Below are 17,437 nucleotides of genomic sequence, written 5' to 3' on the forward strand. Positions count from 1 at the left end.
TCAGAGGAATATCCATGAGCAACGTCGACCACGCTGAAATCGCCAAATTCGAGGCCCTGGCCCATCGCTGGTGGGATCGCGAAAGCGAGTTCAAGCCCCTGCACGATATCAACCCGCTGCGGGTCAACTGGATTGACGAGCGCGTCAAACTGGCCGGCAAGAAGGTCCTGGACGTCGGCTGTGGCGGCGGCATTCTCAGCGAATCCATGGCCCAGCGTGGCGCCACCGTGATGGGCATCGACATGGGTGAGGCGCCGCTGGCCGTCGCCCAACTGCACCAGCTCGAATCCGGGGTCAATGTCGAGTATCGGCAGATCACTGCCGAAGCCCTGGCCGAGGAAATGCCCGAGCAGTTCGACGTGGTCACCTGCCTGGAAATGCTCGAGCACGTGCCTGATCCATCCTCGGTGATCCGTGCCTGTTTCCGCATGGTCAAGCCCGGCGGCCAGGTGTTCTTCTCGACCATCAACCGCAATCCGAAGGCCTACCTGTTCGCCATCGTCGGCGCCGAATACATCATGAAGCTGCTGCCTCGCGGCACCCACGACTTCAAGAAATTCATTCGCCCTTCCGAACTGGGTGCCTGGAGTCGCGCCGCCGGCCTGACCGTCAAGGACATCATCGGTCTGACCTACAACCCGCTGACCAAGCACTACAAGCTGGCCGCCGACGTTGACGTCAACTACATGATCCAGACCCTGCGCGAGGAATAAGCCCATGGCAATCAGAGCAGTTCTTTTCGACATGGACGGCACCCTGCTCGACACCGCGCCGGACTTTATCGCCATCTGCCAGGCCATGCTGGCCGACCGCCAGATGCCGGCGATCCCGGACAAACGTATCCGCGACGAGATCTCCGGTGGCGCCAGGGCGATGGTCGCCGCGACGTTCATGATGGACCCGGAATCGCCCGGCTTCGAAGAGCTGCGCCTGGAGTTCCTCGAGCGCTACCTCACAGGCTGCGCGGTGCACAGCAAGCTGTTCGACGGCATGGGCGAATTGCTGGCCGATATCGAACAGGCCAGGCTGATCTGGGGCGTGGTGACCAACAAGCCGCTGCGCTTTGCCGAACCGATCATGCAACAGTTGGGCCTGGCCGAGCGCTCGGCCCTGCTGATCTGCCCGGACCACGTGAAGAACAGCAAACCCGATCCAGAGCCGTTGATCCTGGCGTGCAAAATGCTCGACCTCGATCCGGCCAGCGTGCTGTTCATTGGCGATGATCTGCGCGACATCGAGTCGGGGCGGGATGCCGGCACTCGCACCGCCGCCGTCACCTATGGCTACATCCACCCGGACGACAACCCACGGAACTGGGGTGCCGACGTGGTGGTGGATCATCCGCTGGAATTGCGCAAGGTCCTGGACAACGCCCTTTGCGGCTGCTGAGGCACGGTTTTGAATTGTGAATCCGGGTGTCGGTGCTGACGCCTTCGCGGGCAAGCCCGCTCCCACAGGCTCCCACCCTCGATCCTTGTGGGAGCGGGCTTGCCCGCGAGTGGCCGCGCCGCGGTCTGTCTTCTGTTTGAGAGGTATCTATGTTTGATTATTCCGCCCGCCCCGAACTGCTCAAGGGCCGGGTCATTCTGGTAACTGGTGCCGGTCGCGGCATCGGTGCCGCCGCCGCCAAGACCTACGCCGCCCACGGCGCCACCGTGCTGTTGCTGGGCAAGACCGAGGCCAACCTGAGCCAGGTCTACGATGAAATCGAGGCCGCCGGTCATCCACAGCCTGCGGTGATTCCGTTCAATCTGGAAACCGCCCTGCCGCATCAGTACGACGAGCTGGCGGCGATGATCGAAACCGAGTTCGGTCACCTCGACGGCTTGCTGCACAACGCCTCGATCATCGGCCCACGTACGCCGATCGAGCAGTTGTCCGGGGAAAATTTCATGCGCGTCATGCAAGTCAACGTCAACGCCATGTTCATGCTGACCAGCACCTTGCTGCCGCTGCTCAAATTGTCCAGCGACGCCTCGGTGATCTTCACCTCCAGCAGTGTCGGTCGCAAGGGCCGCGCCTATTGGGGCGCCTACGGTGTGTCGAAATTTGCCACCGAAGGCCTGATGCAGACCCTCGCGGACGAAGTCGAGACCGTCGCGCCGATCCGCGCCAACAGCATCAATCCGGGGGCCACCCGCACCAGCATGCGCGCCCAGGCGTACCCAGGGGAGAACCCGAACAACAACCCGACGCCGGAAGACATCATGCCGGTGTACCTGTACCTGATGGGGCCGGACAGTACCGGGATCAACGGCCAGGCGTTCGACGCCCAGTAACCGCCCTTGGGTCTGCTGCGATGGCGCGCCGTCACGGCAGATCCGGCTACCCGAGCTAGGCGCCAAGGAACCGAAAGCAGGGTTTTCGCTCTAAGTTGCGTAAAACAGGCAGTGTTTGAGTGATAAAACCATGAAGTCTCCTACCCCGCCCCAGACCATCGACTTTGACAGCGCCAAGTTGCAACGCCTGGGTTTCGGCCAGGTCCCGCCCCTGCTGGCACGCCCCGCCAGCCTTGGCCAACTGCGCCAGCAAATGGGCCTGCAGTTGCAGACCAGCCTGGAGCCGCAACGCATCCTCGGTCTGTTTTTCCGCGAAGTGCAACGCCTGGTGCCCCTGGATGCGCTGCTCTACCAGCATGCTTCCAGCGACCTGCGCCTGACATTCGGCCAGCGCGGCCATCATTCGGTGAGCTACAGCCTCAATCACGACGGCGAGCACTTGGGCGAACTGGTGTTCCGGCGCAATCAGCGCTTCAGCGAGCAAGACCAGGCGCAGCTCGAATCCCTGCTCTCGGCCTTATTGTTCCCGATCCGCAACGCCCTGCTGTACCGCGCGGCGACTCAAAGCGCGCTGCGCGATCCACTGACCGGCACCGGTAACCGCATCGCCATGGAGCAGACCTTGCAACGGGAGATCGACATGTCCCGGCGCCACCTGCAGCCGCTGTCACTGCTGATGCTGGATATCGACCACTTCAAGCGGGTCAATGACACTCATGGCCACGGTGCCGGCGATGATGTGCTCAGGGAAGTCGCGGCGTCGATCAAGCAACAGCTGCGCAACGTCGACATGGTGTTTCGCTATGGCGGCGAGGAATTTCTGGTCCTGCTCTCCAACACCAGCCGCGAGTCTGCTGCCATGGTTGGCGAGCGCCTGCGCCACGCCACCCAGGCCACGGACTATTGGGCGGACGGGGCGCGCATCGAACTGACCGTCAGCCTCGGCTGCTCGACCCTGTTACCGGGCGAGTCGGCCGACAGCCTGCTGCGTCGCGCCGATAATGCGCTATACGTGGCAAAGCGTCAGGGTCGAAATCGGTTGGCGATGGCCGGATAGCAACAGCTTGCTGCGCGGCAAGCTGTTGCCCGGGGTCACACTGCCCTAGCCTTCGGCCAAGGCCAGGCGTTCACGGACCAGCGGTGCCCGTTGCGTGTACTCCAGCTGCATGCAACGTTCCAGGAACAGGTACATGTAGTCGTAGCTTTTGCACACGGCCTGGCGCAACTCGGTCTGCAATGCCTTGCTCGGGTTCAGGCCGGCCAGGGTACAGATGATCTCCAGCGCCTCCCAGGGATGGGCATCATCGTACTGGGCGTGCATCTTCAGCCACTTCATCGCACGTTTGCGCTCCTCCTCGGGAAATGCCGCCGCATAGATCCCGTTGGAACAGACCACCGCCGACCACTCCCCGGTTGCCCCTTCAATCGCGTAGTTGGTGGCAGCAATGGCCACGATCAGCGAGTCGGAAGAACAGGTATGCCAGCACCAATGGCTCAGCGCGTGCAGTTCGGGATCCACGTGTTGTGCCTGCAAGTCTTCGAGACTGACGCCATGGGCGCGACTCCAGTTCACCCAGTAGTCCGCATGGTTGAGCTCGACCCGAATATTGCGCATCAACCAACGACGCGCCATGTCCTCGCCGGGATGCCGGGCAAAACGGGTCTTGGTCAGGTTCTGCGCCATGTACAGGGAAAACTGTTCGACCACGGGCCAGCCACCGATCAGGTACTGACGCATGGTTCTGGCACTGAGTTGGTTATCGCGCATGCGCTGATACAACTCGTGTTCGACTACCCGACGCTTGCTCTCACTGCACGCCTGAATCAGTTGCTGAGCCCAGGCTGGGTAACTTGCAGCTTCCATAAGCGGGCCGGATCTGTTGAATGATTCGATCACTGTCGCACTCCTTTTGATGGTGATTATCCGGATCGACAGGAAACTTCAACGGAACGTGCCGGGCGCCTTGAACAACAGCGGCCGCGGACGAGTCGGCCGACTTTGCAGACTGTCGCAGGTAAACAACTGCGGACGCTGGATGTTGTACCCCTGAGCATAATCCACGCCGATTTCCAGCAAGGCCTGCTCGATCTGCGAGGTTTCAACAAACTCGGCAATTGTGCGCTTACCCATGACATGGCCGATGTGATTGATCACTTCGACCATTGCCCGGTTAATCGGATCGTCCAACATATCCCTGACGAAACTTCCGTCGATCTTCAGAAAGTCTACAGGTAAATGTTTCAGATACGCGAATGAAGACATTCCGGCACAAAAGTCATCCAACGAAAAGTGGCACCCTAACTCTTTGAGTTCATTAATAAATTTAATTGCACTGGCGAGATTCGAGATGGCACTGGTTTCTGTAATTTCAAAACAAATCATTTCCGGCGGCACAGCGTAAGTTACGAATTGTTCGCGCAAGAAGATCAGGAATTCATTATCGCCAATAGTATTGCCTGACAGATTAATCGCACACATGGCCATAGGCCCGGGTTCTTGGCGACTTATACATTGGGCAATAATCTTGAACACGTTCTGCACTACCCAGCGATCAAGGGAAGTCATCAAACCGTAACGCTCGGCGGCCGGAATAAAGCTGTCGGGAAAAATCATGCGCCCGGCTTCGTCATGCAGTCGCAACAGAATCTCGACATGCCCTCCCCCGGCCTCCGTGTGACCCAACGCGGCAATTTCCTGGGCATACAGGCAGAAGCGGTTCTCTTCCAGCGCCATGTGCAGGCGCTGCACCCAGGCCATCTCGCCAAAGCGCAGGGACAATTCCGAGTCGTCGGGATGGTACAGCTGCACTCGATTTCGGCCCTTCTCCTTGGCCATGTAGCACGCCATGTCGGCAGCGCGCAGTAAGGCTTCGAGGGTGGTGGGCGCTTGCGTGACGTGTACCAGGCCGATACTCACCGTGGTGACGAACGGCCGCCCTTTCCAGACAAAATGCAGGTTCTGCACGGTCTGGCGCAGGCTCTCGGCGATTTTCTCGCAGGCCGGCGGCGCGCAGTTCTCCAGGAGAATGCCAAACTCGTCGCCGCCCAGACGCGCCAGGGTGTCGCCTTCGCGCAAACCCGATTGCAGCAATGCGCAGATATGCCGCAACAGCTCATCGCCTGCGGCGTGGCCGCAGGTGTCATTGACCAGCTTGAACTGATCGAGGTCGAGGAACATCAGCGCATGCCGGCCAGGCTGACGACTCAGCTGATGCAGCGCCTGCTCCAGGCGAAACTCGAACTCGCGACGATTGGCCAGGCCGGTCAAGGCGTCGTGGGTCGCCTGCCAGGACAGATTGGCGATGTACTGACGTTCCTGCGTCATATCATGCAGCACCAGTACCGTGCCGCTGACTTTGCCCGCGGTATGGATCGGCGAACCCACCAGGGTCACCGACACGGTACTGCCGTCGATGCGCTGAATCAGCTTGGAATGATCGCTACCGCCACTCAACTGGCCGCTGAGGATACGTTCGATCAGGGTAAAGTCATCGGCCTGGGCATTTTCGTCCAGCAGATTGAACAACGCCGCCAGGGGCAACCCGACGGCCTGATCGGTCTTCCAGTGGGTCAGGAGCTCGGCCGCCGGGTTCATGTAGGCAACTGCCCCCTCCACGTCGGTGGTAATCACCCCATCGCCAATCGACTGCAAGGTGATTTGCGCCCGCTCTTTTTCCAGTTGCAGGGCGTCGGCAAAGGCATGCCGCTGGGCCAGCAGCTTGTGGGTGCGCAACAAGGCCAGCACGATCAAACCCAATGCGGTGGCCAGGTTGATCACCAGCAGCAACCGCAGGATCACCCGAGAGCCCTCTCCCAGCGCGTCACTGAACGCCCGGGCAGCCGGAGTCACGGCTTCGTTGATGTCGTAGATAGCGAACTTCCAGCGCTCGATATCCTCGGGTGTGGCCTGATTGTCGGCGATACGCTGATGCATCTCCCGGGCGACCTCGTCCAGGCGCACCAGGTAGGCATCGCCCAGGGTCCAGCGATCGATGGCGGTTTCCAGGTAGCTGAAATTACGAAAGTTCAGGTACAGCCAAATCAGGCTCGGCACGTCATCCGGGTGATTGCCACCCTTGAGAATGCCGCGTCGAGCTGCTTCCAGGTCGGGCGGCTGGCGGTCCAGGGCCACCCGCAGCTCGTGCCCACCCTGGGGCACCGCCATGGCTTCCTGGTATTTGCGGTAGATCGCTTCGTCGCGACTGTAGGCGTAAAGATTGAGGTAGTAGATCGCGTCTTTCTGGCCCTTGGACCACAGGCTCTCGCCGGCCACATAACCGCGCACCGCAGACATCATGTACAGGCTGACGCCCCCGAGCAGGGCCTGGAAAAGCACAACGGCAATAAACGGCCAGACGATGCCCAACAGCCGGGGTGTTCCGAGAGTCCTTTTTTGCTTCATGAGGTCCTTAGTGCACGCACTGCCATCATCGAAAGAAGACCGCTACGGCTAGCCTAGGGTGCGTTCAGGATCCCGGCAAGTCGGATCGGCGCTTCACTTCCCCAACCGACACGCTGCAGCGCAGCATGGAAAACCCTTCGCCCCCGGCAAAATCCCCGCACTACTTGTGTAACGCACGACTCTTTACGCAGATCGCTGTAATCGGAGCCCATCTTCAATGCTCATCCGAGCACCTGAAGTCCTGCACCACTGCGAACAAGTGATCCTCCCATGCAAACCGAATCGAACCCCACACCAAAAACGACACCCACTGCTGCACAGCGCCATGACAGCCAACTGCAAGACTATGAAGCGCTGCTGACAACGTTGCGCCCCTATGAATTGTTCCAGTCCTTAACCCCTTCGAAACTCAGCAAGCAGATCGATCTGTCGAAACTTCGGATCAAGCCTTCCGAGTTCTCGGGAGTGGAAAAACGCGACGATGCCGGCCTGGCCAGCGTTACGCAAATGGCCATGTTCTATGGCATCGCTCCCTGGGACACGACCGATCCTGTGGCGCTACGCGCCGTCATCAAAGCCCTCGAGGAAAAGCAGGCAAGCTTTCGCCTGATGCTGGAGCACAGCACCCATATTGTTGGCCTGATACGCCCACCCATTGAAAAAGATCGCCAACGTTTTGCCGCTGCACGACGGGCGTCATCCGACCCTGAGAGTGTCGAGATGGAAGATATCCAGAAGGCGCTGATCAGCAGCGAAATCATTGAAGCGCTCAATTCACTTTTGCCCGAAGGCGAAACATCCCCATTCAGCTGCCTGGCCCGCGAAATACTGCTCAATGCCAACGAGCAACAACTGCGCGCGACACCCAGCGTCTACCTGGAAAAAATCCTGCAGAGCCCACTTGCCGAAACCATGGCCACTGCCGTGCTCTCGGCTTTGAAGTGGTATGGCGGGGACAACGCAGAAACCACCTCGCCGCCGATCCGCCTCAGAGTGTTGGCCAACGCCTTGATGAATGGGTTCGAAGATGCCTATCGCAATCCACAGCAGATCGCTGGCTTTGACTGGCAAACGAGGTCGCATTGGGGAAAGAGCTACGCAACCCTTCGCAGTGAATTCGAAAAGCACTTGCTCACATCTCGCCAAGCCGCCTCAGAGAAAGAAGCGATTATTCTGGCCAGGCTGTTTTTGAATCGATTTCCGGTCGAGTTCCGAATTACCGATATTCCGCCCGAAATGGGCTATCGCAACTCGATCGTCTGGGTGAACTTTCTAAACGGCGTCAACCTGATCAACGCCCATGATCCCGAAGCGCTATACCGCAAGAGTTTTCAGCAGTTGGTCGACTTGCCTATCAAACAAGCTGAAGGTGCGACAGATGAGCAACTCCAGGAAATCAGCCTGGCAAGGCTCTTGCCTACCCTCGACTGGGCCGTCACCCAAGGCTATCTCCCCGAAAAAGCATTCGAGACCTTGACCCAATCAGAGATCGAAATGGCAATCCGCACACTGGATGAACGAACGGCAGAACTCAATAACGCGACTACCCAAATCAACGAAGCCCCACCCAAACGCCTTGAGATGGCGAAAGAAACCGCCATCAAAGTCTTCGGCAAAAATTTTGTACAGGGAAATACCAGGATGGTCAGGAAAAGACCCGACTATTTTCGCTGGGATACCACGCCCGGGGAGGTGTATGACTACTATTCACTGATTGACATCATCGCCGAAGATAAATGGGGTAGCGAGAAGTGGTATTACACGACAGCTGATCGTGCCGTCACACCCTATTATTTGCGCATCAACCAGAACAGAAGACTCACCTCTCCCGTCTATTTAGGTACCGCAGGGATCCCATTGACTCTAGGCGTTCTACCCAACGTCAAGTCGATGTTCCACCATCAATTCCAGAACTATGTGCAGCGACAGACTGTTGCTTACTCAAGCCTGCTTCGCAATCTATTGACCTCACTCCCCTTCGAAGACCGTGTGGCCATCGAATGCGGTCAACTGCACATCTATAGTTTGAGACAGGAAACACGCGGAATTGAATCCGGCAATGAAACAGCAGAAGTCGTTCTACCCCTGCGGGCCCGCAACGGATTGATTCTACGGGCCACCCGGGCAGGCGTTACCAACACCTATGAACTATTGCCCCGTGTTGGCCTTGTACGCCGTATCAACAATCTTCAGCCAAGCTTGTTCGGCGGCCTGCAAAAAACTGAACAATGGCGTTTGGCGAAGGGCACTGTTCCGGTCTCAGTATTGCGCAACCAGCAACTTCCGTTCGACTGGGACGCTCATTCGACAGGTACTGCGCCTCAGGGCAATGCAACTTGCCAGGCGATCATTGAACAACTTGGCGATGAATTTTCAGCGTCCGCCGAGCATCAAGAAAAGCCCCTGACCTTTGACTCCGCGCGCTGCCAGGCAATCAGCCAGCGCATCACCGACTCCCTGCTTTACGTAGATCCGCAGCAACTTCGCGTGTTCTGCAACGGCAAAACCCAATTCGAACGCGAGGATGAGACGTACAACAAGATCCTCGAGTTCTACAAAAGGCTGGTGCCGTTCTGGGGCAGCATCGAGGACCTGATGTCGGGCAACAAGACACGCCAGATCAATGGTGCCTTCGGGTTGTTCATCGACCTGATTGCCTTCGCGATACCCATCGGCAAGTTCGTTTCGGGATCGGCGAAGCTGCTCGGTAACGCCAGTCGACTGACATTGAGCGCCAGACTGCCGGCATTCAGATCCTTGACCGCACAACTGCTGGTGCAAAGCATTCAAGCGCTGAATCCGGTGGACGGCATCGTCATGCTGCTGCGCGCATTGGCCACAAAGGGGCTGAAAATCGCCAAACTTGGCCTTACCCGTATCAACGAACTGGGAGGGCGCGCCGGCCACTATGATTTCGTTGGCAGGCTGCCGCAAATCGACAACCCTGGAAGCTGGAAATCACGCCACTCCACCGATCATCTGGCCACAGTCAGAGGCATTGAAGATGTTCAGATTCGCAACGTCGACAGATTTACTCCGCGTTTTCATCTGGTCGACCCCCTGACAGACCTGCCTTTCGGGCCACGACTTTCGACGAGGCATAACGGCATGTCCCTCGGGCGCTCGCACTTCACTCCACTGAAAGCAGACGAGGCGCATGTGTTCGTCCAGACGCCAGAGCAGGCGCGCATTCAGCACATTCCCGAAGTCGATGGCCGCACTACCGTGCTCATCGACGAAGTGCCCTATCGACTGGATGCAGGGACACTGCGACGGGCTGACCTGATTGATGACGGTCCAGCCATGACACGGATTCCCTGCCGCCTCCCGCGCGCACCGGGTGGCGGTGACTGTCGTGTCAGCTATGTCACCCACGAGCCCGCCCCCACCCCGGCCATGGGCAGCATCGACCGAACCAAGGGCTACGCCCCCTGGTTTGGCGACCGGATTTCCGTGCCCGGTTCCGTTCCTCGTGGCAAGGGCGAATTTCTCGCGGTGGATGCCCAGCTCTACCAGATCCTGAACAACCGACCGGTACGGTTCACCGGCGATCCGGCCCGACTCGGACTCAAGCGCGGTCCTCTGCTCCCAAGCCCGCAGATACAGGCGACGCTGCAGTTTCGCAAAGGCATCTTTGCCCGCGTGAGCCTCAAAGGTACGTATCAGGGCGTCGATGATACGCACCAGGTTGGAGCCATTGTCGTGCCAGCCATCGATGACACGGCCAATCACGCGTTCTTCCGAGTCAATACTCGCGAGTACTACCTGGCGACCATCCCCAGGACGGGGACAGCAGCCAATGAATTGAGCTTTACGCGCCTGCAACCTGACGACTTGATGGAGGGCACGCTCGGTGCTGAGTTGCTCAAGGTGTATACCGGCTCGCTCCATGCCAACAATATGGTGCGGTTCCATGGCGCAGAGGCTGTCCAACGGGCCATGCAGACCATGGAAGACATCGCCATCCCCCTTGGCACCACGGCCACCCCTGCGGCCAACATGAGATTTATCAAAGTCGACACCAGCCCCGGTGAGGCGCTGATGTTCGATCACTCGACTCGCCTGATTGTCGCCCGTTTGCCAGAAGGTGCCGCCAGTTGGACGCGCAGCAAAGAGGCTCCGCGGGTCTTTCGGGAGCGAACGGCGGAGATTTTCGACACATTGTTCCTGTCACCCACCATTTCCCCGAGAAATGCCGACGCTGCGCTGCGTATCGATCAGTCAATGCAGAAACTGCACAACCTGTTGCCCCGCTACGAGCGCCCGCTGAATGCCCGCAACATCGCCTACGCCGAAGTCACCACCACGACCGGCCAGCGGGAAGTCTATGTCAGCGTCTCCGGTGCCCAGGGCTCCACGACCCGCCTGCCGCTGTTCCGCCACCTGGGGGCCAATCATGTGCGTATTGGTGATACGACTTACATCAACATCGACTACAACACCAGTTTCCCGAGAACTTCGCTGGACGTCACCGGCGAGGGCCAGTTGCTGGCAGTGCCCTTGACCCTCAAGGATCCCGGCCAGTACAAAACGGCGATGTTCGCTCGCCCGACCTCGCTGGACAGTGAAAGCAAACTGATTCGGGTGATACGCGAAAAATACCCTGATGCGAAGGAGCTTCGCTCGGTCGATGTCGCCACGACCATGCCCCCCTGCGAATCCTGCTCAATGGTGATAAAGGAGTTCGGGCACGATGGCACCAAGGACATTTTGCAGGTGCTGTGGGGATAACCTACAACTGCTGCAAATGCCCATACAGCTTGGCGTACAACCCACCACCGGCAATCAGCTGCTGGTGATCGCCATCTTCGGCCACCTGTCCGCCATCGAACACCAGCACCCGATCCGCCTGTTTAACCGCTGACAGGCGGTGGGCGATGATCAAGGTGGTGCGGCCACTGAGAAAACGCGCCAGGGCCTGGTGCAGGTTGTACTCGGTGGCCGCATCCAGCGCCGAGGTGGCTTCATCGAGAATCACCACCTTGGGCTGGGCCAGGACCATGCGCGCGATGGCCAGGCGTTGCCGCTGGCCGCCCGACAGGCGCACCCCGGAACGTCCGACGATACTGTCCAGGCCATTGGGCAAGGCCCTGACGGTGCCATCGAGTTGGGCGATTTCCAGCGCTTGCCAACAGGCCTCGTCGCTGCGCTCACGGCCCATGCTCAGGTTGGCCCGGATGCTGTCGTTGAACAACGCCGGATGCTGCAGCACCACGGCGACGTTCTCGCGGATGGTCGCCAGGCCGATGTCCTGCTGCGTGGCCCCGCCAAAACGAATGCTCCCCGCTTGCGGCGTGTACAGACCCAGGAGCAGTTGCACCAGGGTGCTCTTGCCGCCACCGCTGGCACCGACAATCGCAACTTTTTCGCCGGGGGCGATGGCCAGGTTCATCTGGTCCAGCACCGGCTCGTCGCCGTAACTGAAGCTCAGGCCCTGGATCTCGATGCCCACGGTTTCACGGCCCTGGAACGGGTCGACGCCTGCCGGGTACTGGGGCTCGTCGGCGCGCGACAGCAACTCGTTGATCCGCGTCAGCGCGCCGCCGGCGGCGTAGTAGGCGTATTGCAGGTTCAGCAGTTGCTCGACCGGACCGATCATGAACCACAGGTAGCTGAACACCGCGAGCATCTGGCCGATCGACAGGTCGGAAAACAACACGGTGAGCATGGCCGCGGCGCGAAAGATATCGATGCCGAACTGGAACAGCAAACCGCTGGCGCGGCTCGACGCATCGCTCTTCCATTGCGAATTGACCGCATAGTTGCGCACTTCCTGCGCACGGGTACCGAGTAGACCGAGGAAAAAGCCCTGGCGGTTGCCGGCACGGATTTCCTGAATCGCATCGAGGGTTTCGGTCAGGGCTTGAGTGAAGCGCGAAGTACTGTCGTTCTCCAGCTTCTTCAGGTGTTTGACTCGCTTGCCCAACTGCACCGTGGCGTAGATCACCAGCGGGTTGAACAGCAGGATCAGCAGCGCCAGTTGCCAGTGCATCCACATCAGGATGCCGGCGGTGCCCACCAGCGTGAGCATGGCCACCAGGAAGCGACTGAGGGTTTCGCCGACAAACTTGTCCACCGTGTCGAGGTCGGTGACCAGGTGGGTGGTCACGGTGCCACTGCCCAGGCTTTCGTATTCACCCAGGGAAATGCGTTTGAGCCGCTCGATCAGGCGCAAGCGGATGCGGTAGACGATGTCCTTGGCCAGCCCGGCGAACAGTTTGGCCTGGACCACGTTGAACAACAGGGCTGAACAACGCAGCGTCAGGGTGATCAGCAGCATCAGGCCGATGTAGCCGGCAGCACTTTGCCAGGCGACCGGCAGTGCGTGGTTCATGACTTTCAGCGCGGCGTCGCCGTGGCCGAGCAGCACTTCATCCACCAGCAACGGCAGCAGCAGCGGGATCGGCACACTGCACAGGGTCGCCAGCACGGCAACGCCGTTGGCGATCCACAAGGCTTTTTTATGTTGAAGTGCCAGACGACGGATTTCGGCCCAACTCAGTCGATCTACCCGTTTGGATTGTTGCCCATCGTCAGGCTGGTCATGCACAGGCAGCGCGCTCCAGCCAGCGACCGAGCAGCGGCGACAGCTCGCTGAGCGGTTGGTAGCCATTGGTCAACAACGCCAGTTGGCCATTGCGCTCGGCCAGCAAGGTCGGGAAGCCGGCGATGCCCAGGTCCTGGACCCAGGTGAAGTCGGCGGCGGTGGCCGTATGCTGCTCGGCACGGTCGAACACGTCGGCGAATTCGATGCGCGGCAGGCCCGCTTGCTCGGCCAGCTCCACCAGCACGCTGGCGTGGGTGACATCACGCCCCTGTACATAAAACGCCTGCTGAATCAGCCTCAGCAGCTTCCACGCACAATCCGGCGCCAGGCTGCGCGCCGCGACCAGGGCCCGGCACGCCGGCTCGGTGTCGTAGACAAAACCGTCAGGCAACGCGCCGTCGAACTTGAACGGCTGGCCGGTGGCCTCGTGGACCGCCTGCCAGTGTTCGAGGATGTAGCGCCGGGTGGTCGGCTCCAGCGCCGAGCCGCTGCCGGTGCGCAAACCACCCACCACTATGTGCAACTCGACGCCCGCGGCCTGCGCCTGCTCGACCAATGCCTCGGCCACCGGGGCGAACCCGTAGCACCAGGAACACATCGGGTCCATCACATAGAGCAGGCGCGCGGACATGGTTCAGGCCTCGGTCGATGATTGCTTGTAGTTGTAGCCGATCGGGTGCGGCTGGTTGCGAGCCTTGGCCAATTCGATCTGCTTCTGCCGGTCGATGGCACTGCGGCGGGTTTTCTCGCTCAGCGTATCCCAGCAATGCGGGCAACTGATGCCGGCCACGTAGTGCTCGGACGCACGGTCTTCAACGCTTACCGGCGTACGGCAGGCATGACATTGATCGTAGTCGCCTTCGCTCAGATCGTGACGAACCGTGACCCGGTTATCGAACACAAAGCAGTCGCCCTGCCATTTGGTTTCTTCCTGCGGCACCTCTTCGAGGTACTTGAGGATCCCGCCCTTGAGGTGGAACACTTCGCCGAAACCCTCGCTGAGCATATAGCTGGAGGCTTTTTCGCAACGAATGCCACCGGTGCAGAACATCGCGACCTTCTTGTGAACGGCCGGGTCGAAGTTGGCTTTGATGTAGTCGGGGAATTCGCGAAAACTGGTGGTCTTCGGGTCGATGGCGCCTTCGAAGGTGCCGATCGAGACTTCATAGTCGTTGCGGGTATCGATCAACAGCACTTCCGGGTCGCTGATCAACGCGTTCCAGTCTTGCGGATCAACATAGGTGCCGACCTTTTTGTTCGGGTCGACGCCTTCAACGCCCAGGGTGACGATCTCTTTCTTGAGCTTGACCTTGGTCCGATAGAACGGCTGCTCGTCGCAGTACGATTCCTTGTGATCGATATCGTGCATGCGCGGGTCGTTCTTCAGCCAGGCAATCAGCCCGTCGATGCCTTCGCGGCTGCCGGAAACGGTGCCGTTGATGCCTTCTTCGGCAATCAGCAGGGTGCCCTTGATGCCGTTATCGACCATCGCCTGCAGCAGTGGCTCGCGCAGGGCGACGTAATCTTCCAGGGTGACGAACTTATACAGTGCCGCCACGACAATGGCTTGTGTCATGGGTATTTCTCCAGGTGGCTACCCTCGCAAAGGGTGAACCGGATAAAAAAAACGCGCCGGCTAAGCGGCGCGTTGCGGATTGTAGCAAAAAAGCAGCTTTGAGCCTCAAGCTTCAAGCGGCAAGTTACAGGCGGATCGCATTCCAGCTTTTTCTTGCAGCTTACAGCTCCCCACTGCTCCTAAGCATGCCCGCCGGCACAGGTCGGCGAGGCCGGCGCGACGCCGATCTTCGCCCACTCTTCTGGCGTGTAGGTGTGCAGCGCCAGGGCATGAAACTCACCCATCAGGTCACCCAGAGTGGCGTAGACCTTCTGGTGGCGCTTGACGCTGTTGAGTCCGGCGAACTGTTCGCTGACCACTACCGCCTTGAAGTGGGTCTGCAGCCCGCGGCTGTGCATGTGGCTTTCATCCAGCACGTCCAGGTGAGCAGGCTGCAACGCGCTCAGCGTCGACTCAATACGTTGTTGCATGGTCATTACGGGCTCCGCTTATGGCTTTTTCTTCGCGGCGGCGGCCGCTTTCGGATCAAGTTCGGCCGTCATGTCGGCCAGCAGCTTGTTGACCACCGGCACCGCACTTTCCAGCTTGGCCTGGGTCATCTGGGCCGACTGTTGGGTCAGCTGGGGCATTTTTTCCAGGACTTTCTTGCCCAGTGGCGACTGGTAGAAGGCCACCAGGTCCTTGAGTTCGGATTCGCTGAAGTTGCTGGTGTACAGCTTGACCATGTCCGGCTTCAGCTTGTTCCAGCCAATGGCCTGGTCCAGTGCGGCGTTGGCCTTGGCCTGGTAGGTTTCCAGCAGGGCTTTTTTCGACTCCGGCGCCTTGGTCTGGGCGAAGCGCTGGGCGAACATCTGCTGCACCTGCATGTACACCGGAGTGCCCAGCTTGTCAGCATGCGCCAGGGTCAGGAAGGCCTCGGCGCTGGCGTTGTGGCTGGCGGTATCGGCGAAAGCCTGGCCGCTGGCACAAACCAGGGCAACCGCAGTACAGATGGCACGAAGACGAGTCATCGAGTGTCCTTTTCTAGCTGGCGAGGTTAAACCCCAAAGGCAGCCATTCTGCGCCTAAAAAACGCGCATGCTCAACCCCTACCCCTTGGCCGGCCTGACGGGCAGCAACAAAAGCGCAGAAAAAGCGCCCGATGGAACCTCGGCTGACAAACAGGACCTAAACTGCGCTATCAGCCCTGAAGGAATGTGACCCATGAGCCGTATAGAAACCGACAGCCTTGGCCAGGTTGAAGTCCCGGATGACGCCTACTGGGGCGCCCAGACCCAACGTTCGCTGATCAATTTCGCCATCGGCAGCGAGCGCATGCCGCTGGCGGTGCTGCACGCCCTGGCGCTGATCAAGAAAGCCGCGGCGCGGGTCAATGATCGCAATGGCGACCTGCCGGCCGACATCGCCCGGCTGATCGAACAAGCCGCCGACGAAGTGCTCGACGGCGAGCACGACGAGCAATTCCCGCTGGTGGTCTGGCAGACCGGCAGCGGCACCCAGAGCAACATGAACGTCAACGAGGTGATCGCCGGTCGCGCCAACGAGTTGGCCGGCAACCCGCGCGGCGGCAAGGCCCCGGTGCACCCGAACGATCACGTCAACCGCTCGCAGAGTTCCAACGACTGCTTCCCCACCGCCATGCACATTGCCGCGGCCCAGGCCGTGCAACAGCACCTGCTGCCGGCGATCAACGAGCTGTCCGGCGGCCTGGCCGAGCTGGCCGCACGTCATATGAAACTGGTCAAGACCGGCCGCACCCACATGATGGACGCGACGCCGATCACCTTCGGCCAGGAAATTTCCGCGTTCATCGCCCAACTCGACTATGCCGAACGCGCCATTCGCGCCGCCTTGCCGGCAGTCTGCGAGCTGGCCCAGGGTGGCACGGCAGTGGGCACCGGGCTCAACTCGCCCCACGGCTTTGGCGAGGCGATTGCTGCCGAGCTGGCCGCCCTCTCCGGCTTGCCGTTCGTCACGGCACCGAACAAATTCGCTGCACTGGCCGGCCATGAGCCGCTGACCAACTTGTCCGGCGCCCTGAAAACCCTGGCCGTGACCTTGATGAAAATCGCCAACGACCTGCGCCTGCTCGGTTCCGGCCCGCGCGCCGGTTTTGCCGAGGTCAAGTTGCCGGCCAACGAGCCGGGCAGCTCGATCATGCCGGGCAAGGTCAACCCGACCCAGTGCGAAGCCCTGTCGATGCTGGCCTGTCAGGTGCTGGGCAACGACGTGGCGATCGGCTTCGCGGCGAGCCAGGGTCACCTGCAACTGAACGTGTTCAAGCCGGTGATCATCCACAACCTGCTGCAATCGATCCGTCTGCTGGGCGATGGCTGCAGCAACTTCCAGCTGCATTGCATCGCCGGTCTTGAGCCGGATGCCGAGCAGATGGCCGCCCACCTGGAGCGTGGCTTGATGCTGGTGACTGCGCTGAACCCGCACATCGGTTATGACAAGTCCGCGGAGATCGCCAAGAAGGCCTACGGCGAAAACCTGACCCTGCGCGAAGCGGCGTTGCAGTTGGGTTATCTGACGGACGAGCAGTTCGACGCCTGGGTGCGCCCGGAAAACATGCTGGAGGCCGGCAAGCAGGGCTGATGCCGCTCCTCGCCGCTGCTCTTACAAGCAGCGGC

Annotated in this window: 13 protein-coding genes; 6 read left to right on the forward strand and 7 right to left on the reverse strand. The window is 60.1% G+C overall.

All coding sequences use genetic code 11. The annotated features are described in order from the left end of the window. The first annotated feature begins 14 nt into the window (after positions 1–14). The 4 genes from ubiG to ACZYR5_RS00740 all read left to right on the forward strand — a co-directional run bounded on the left by ubiG (position 15) and on the right by ACZYR5_RS00740 (position 3,336). Positions 15–713, forward strand: coding sequence for a bifunctional 2-polyprenyl-6-hydroxyphenol methylase/3-demethylubiquinol 3-O-methyltransferase UbiG (ubiG, locus tag ACZYR5_RS00725; RefSeq protein ID WP_489088339.1), 699 nt, complete (start codon positions 15–17; stop codon positions 711–713). 4 nt (positions 714–717) lie between these two features. Then, positions 718–1,389 carry an N-acetylmuramic acid 6-phosphate phosphatase MupP gene (mupP, locus tag ACZYR5_RS00730; RefSeq protein WP_489088338.1) on the forward strand — a complete coding sequence of 224 codons (672 nt, stop codon included), beginning with the start codon at positions 718–720 and terminating at the stop codon, positions 1,387–1,389. Between the two features lie 149 nt (positions 1,390–1,538). Further along, a complete protein-coding gene (locus ACZYR5_RS00735) occupies positions 1,539–2,279 on the forward strand; it encodes a YciK family oxidoreductase (protein WP_489088337.1) in 741 nt (246 codons plus the stop codon). Between the two features lie 130 nt (positions 2,280–2,409). Further along, positions 2,410–3,336 (forward strand): GGDEF domain-containing protein, encoded by a 927-nt coding sequence (locus tag ACZYR5_RS00740; RefSeq protein ID WP_489088336.1) that lies wholly within the window; start codon positions 2,410–2,412, stop codon positions 3,334–3,336. A 45-nt stretch (positions 3,337–3,381) separates the two neighbouring features. Here the strand turns inward: ACZYR5_RS00740 and ACZYR5_RS00745 are convergent, their stop codons facing one another. Continuing rightward, positions 3,382–4,176, reverse strand: coding sequence for an iron-containing redox enzyme family protein (locus ACZYR5_RS00745; RefSeq protein WP_489088335.1), 795 nt, complete (start codon positions 4,174–4,176; stop codon positions 3,382–3,384). Positions 4,177–4,221: 45 nt separating this feature from the next. Beyond that, on the reverse strand, positions 4,222–6,681 hold the full coding sequence (locus tag ACZYR5_RS00750; protein ID WP_489088334.1) for an EAL domain-containing protein: 2,460 nt from the start codon (positions 6,679–6,681) through the stop codon (positions 4,222–4,224). 270 nt (positions 6,682–6,951) lie between these two features. On the opposite strand from ACZYR5_RS00750, the gene ACZYR5_RS00755 reads away from it, so the two are divergent. Continuing rightward, positions 6,952–11,412: a hypothetical protein gene (locus tag ACZYR5_RS00755; RefSeq protein ID WP_489088333.1), complete on the forward strand. Its 4,461-nt coding sequence runs from the start codon at positions 6,952–6,954 to the stop codon at positions 11,410–11,412. Position 11,413: 1 nt separating this feature from the next. Here the strand turns inward: ACZYR5_RS00755 and ACZYR5_RS00760 are convergent, their stop codons facing one another. The 5 genes from ACZYR5_RS00760 to ACZYR5_RS00780 all read right to left on the reverse strand — a co-directional run bounded on the left by ACZYR5_RS00760 (position 11,414) and on the right by ACZYR5_RS00780 (position 15,814). Further along, positions 11,414–13,231, reverse strand: a complete 1,818-nt coding sequence (locus ACZYR5_RS00760) for an ABC transporter ATP-binding protein (RefSeq protein ID WP_489088332.1) — start codon at positions 13,229–13,231, stop codon at positions 11,414–11,416. Further along, positions 13,224–13,826 carry a DsbA family protein gene (locus ACZYR5_RS00765; protein WP_489088483.1) on the reverse strand — a complete coding sequence of 201 codons (603 nt, stop codon included), beginning with the start codon at positions 13,824–13,826 and terminating at the stop codon, positions 13,224–13,226. The genes ACZYR5_RS00760 and ACZYR5_RS00765 overlap by 8 nt, the downstream gene beginning before the upstream one ends. Positions 13,827–13,862: 36 nt before the next feature. Next, the gene (gene trhO, locus ACZYR5_RS00770) at positions 13,863–14,804 is read right to left on the reverse strand and encodes an oxygen-dependent tRNA uridine(34) hydroxylase TrhO (protein ID WP_489088331.1); all 942 of its coding nucleotides are present in this window, start codon (positions 14,802–14,804) and stop codon (positions 13,863–13,865) included. 179 nt (positions 14,805–14,983) lie between these two features. Next, complete coding sequence (locus ACZYR5_RS00775; protein WP_489088330.1) at positions 14,984–15,280, reverse strand: BolA family protein; 297 nt, start codon at positions 15,278–15,280, stop codon at positions 14,984–14,986. A gap of 12 nt (positions 15,281–15,292) precedes the next feature. Continuing rightward, positions 15,293–15,814, reverse strand: a complete 522-nt coding sequence (locus tag ACZYR5_RS00780; RefSeq protein WP_489088329.1) for a DUF2059 domain-containing protein — start codon at positions 15,812–15,814, stop codon at positions 15,293–15,295. 193 nt (positions 15,815–16,007) lie between these two features. Here ACZYR5_RS00780 and ACZYR5_RS00785 point away from each other — a divergent pair, with 193 nt between their 5' ends. Next, complete coding sequence (locus ACZYR5_RS00785) at positions 16,008–17,402, forward strand: class II fumarate hydratase (RefSeq protein WP_489088328.1); 1,395 nt, start codon at positions 16,008–16,010, stop codon at positions 17,400–17,402. Positions 17,403–17,437 lie beyond the last annotated feature (35 nt).

Source organism: Pseudomonas sp. F007 (genome assembly GCF_057814275.1).

Coding starts and splice junctions, on each gene's coding strand:
- ubiG (WP_489088339.1), top strand. CDS start 15: ATGAGCAACGTCGACCACGCTGAAATCGCCAAATTCGAGGCCCTGGCC.
- mupP (WP_489088338.1), top strand. CDS start 718: ATGGCAATCAGAGCAGTTCTTTTCGACATGGACGGCACCCTGCTCGAC.
- ACZYR5_RS00735 (WP_489088337.1), top strand. CDS start 1,539: ATGTTTGATTATTCCGCCCGCCCCGAACTGCTCAAGGGCCGGGTCATT.
- ACZYR5_RS00740 (WP_489088336.1), top strand. CDS start 2,410: ATGAAGTCTCCTACCCCGCCCCAGACCATCGACTTTGACAGCGCCAAG.
- ACZYR5_RS00750 (WP_489088334.1), bottom strand. CDS start 6,681: ATGAAGCAAAAAAGGACTCTCGGAACACCCCGGCTGTTGGGCATCGTC.
- ACZYR5_RS00755 (WP_489088333.1), top strand. CDS start 6,952: ATGCAAACCGAATCGAACCCCACACCAAAAACGACACCCACTGCTGCA.
- ACZYR5_RS00765 (WP_489088483.1), bottom strand. CDS start 13,826: ATGTGTTCCTGGTGCTACGGGTTCGCCCCGGTGGCCGAGGCATTGGTC.
- trhO (WP_489088331.1), bottom strand. CDS start 14,804: ATGACACAAGCCATTGTCGTGGCGGCACTGTATAAGTTCGTCACCCTG.
- ACZYR5_RS00775 (WP_489088330.1), bottom strand. CDS start 15,280: ATGACCATGCAACAACGTATTGAGTCGACGCTGAGCGCGTTGCAGCCT.
- ACZYR5_RS00780 (WP_489088329.1), bottom strand. CDS start 15,814: ATGACTCGTCTTCGTGCCATCTGTACTGCGGTTGCCCTGGTTTGTGCC.
- ACZYR5_RS00785 (WP_489088328.1), top strand. CDS start 16,008: ATGAGCCGTATAGAAACCGACAGCCTTGGCCAGGTTGAAGTCCCGGAT.